The organism is Brachybacterium sp. UMB0905 (assembly GCF_002871795.1).
Lineage (GTDB): Bacteria > Actinomycetota > Actinomycetes > Actinomycetales > Dermabacteraceae > Brachybacterium.
The window spans coordinates 1-1761 of record NZ_PNHL01000038.1 but is presented as its reverse complement, the minus strand read 5'-3'; the positions used below and the strand labels follow the sequence as shown (position 1 = coordinate 1761).

The 1761-nt window shown below is 63.4% G+C and carries 2 protein-coding genes; one reads left to right on the top strand and one right to left on the bottom strand.

Features of this window, described 5'->3' with window-relative positions; genetic code table 11:
* Positions 1-104 precede the first annotated feature (104 nt).
* Positions 105-1052, top strand: coding sequence for an integrase core domain-containing protein (locus CJ197_RS14745; RefSeq protein WP_102237476.1), 948 nt, complete (start codon positions 105-107; stop codon positions 1050-1052).
* Between the two features lie 214 nt (positions 1053-1266).
* Here CJ197_RS14745 and CJ197_RS15455 read toward each other — a convergent pair whose 3' ends face one another.
* Positions 1267-1560 carry a transposase gene (locus CJ197_RS15455; protein ID WP_199173959.1) on the bottom strand — a complete coding sequence of 98 codons (294 nt, stop codon included), beginning with the start codon at positions 1558-1560 and terminating at the stop codon, positions 1267-1269.
* Positions 1561-1761: the final 201 nt, after the last annotated feature.

The following is a 1761-nucleotide window of genomic DNA, read 5'->3' as shown; positions in this document are numbered from 1 at the left end:
GAGGAGATAGCGGATCTCACCCAAGCGCTTGGCGAGGCTCACCTCGAAGCCCGCGTATGGAAGAAAAGTGCTGAGGGCCGCCTGGGCCCTTCGAGGACCTCGAGATGATCCGCCAGGAAGCGGGCATGTCGACCTCGAGGTTCTGCGAATTATTCGACATGCCCGAGCGGACCTGGCGTCGCTGGCAATCTCGCCACCGGGACGGTGAAAGCGTTCGCGGTCCGTGGCCCACGCCCGCACGCGATGCCGCCCATGACATGGTCATCGACATGGCGCAGAAACATCCCGCCTGGGGGCATCGGAAGATCTGGGCGATGACCAGATACGAGGGCGGGCAGGCCTCAGCGTCCACCGTCATGCGGATCATGCAGGACGCGAACCTCCTGCTGCCCACCAACTACCAGAAGCACCAACGCGACCTGGCAGGCGCCAGGAGAGCGGCGTTCGCCCAGACGCCCACCGGAGCGAACCAGGTGTGGCAGCTGGACTTCAGCGAGTTCGAAACCATTTCAGGGGGTGTGTGGCGCCTGGCGGGATGCCGCGACTACTGGAGCAAATACGAATACCCCTGGCATATCTCACCGACCGCCAATCAACACGACGCCATCGAAGCGGTCGAGCTTGCCCTTGCCGAGTATGAAGCACTGGCCGGAGCGCCGCTCATCGACTCCTGCAACATCTCGCCCGATGGCGAGATTGAGCCATGTCTCACTATTGTCACTGACAACGGTGGCCCATTCCGGTCGTTCAGGTTCGAACACTTTATCGCGTCACATCCCGAACTGCGTCACGTCCGCACCCGCGTGAAGTCTCCCGGGCAGAACGGTTCACGAGAACGCGGATTCGGATCCCTCAAGTACGAACGGCTCTACCAAGAAGAGATCCACGACGCCCTGGAGCTGACCCGCCACGCCGAGGAGTACCGGCTGGAGTACAACACGGTGCGGCCCCACGAGGCCATCGCCTGGAACCGGCCCCTGGACGTCCACCTCGGGCACGCCAGCCCCGACACCCCCAACTTTGCTGGCCCCATAATCCTGCCAACAACTTGACACGGGACACCCGAAGCCGTCCTCACCTTCCGCACGTAGGCCATAGAGCAACGCTACCCGTTAGTGCCCCACCCCACCCCCAAAACCACCCATCACCCCAGGTCACAGCCCCGCCAGACAGCCAACCCCAACTCGATGACCTAAGTCAGGAGGACCCGCAAGGACACCACGACCGGGATCTGGTGGGCGGCGAGCTCGGACACGAGCGGGTACATCATTTTTTCGGCAGGTTCGCCTGGGAGAGATAGGCCGCAGCCAGGCGGAGGACTCCGTTCTCCTGCTCGAGCAGCCGGATCCTGCGGCGGGCTGCGCGGAGTTCTTCGGCCTCGGCCTTGGTGGTGCCGGGCTTGTTCCCAGCTTCGATCTCGGCCTGGCGCATCCAGTTCGTCAGACAGGAGAAGCTGATCCCGAAGTCCTTCCCGATCTGCTTCAGCTGGGTGCCGGGCTCACGGTTCAGTGCAACGCCGACGACGTCCTCGCGGAACTCTTGGGGGCAGGGGGCGGGCATGGTGCACATCCTTCCCTGCGGTGGGGGAACACCACAGATCGTATGTCACCTACAAGCGCATCAGTCCCTCCGGAGCCGGGTGCGCAGAACGTGCGCTCCTTGGTCACTGCGAATCGCTTCGACCTGACTTGGACCTCTTTAGTGTGTCACTCGCTGAAGGACGTGTCGGGCGTCGTCGGTGAGTTCGGGGCTCGCGGTGAT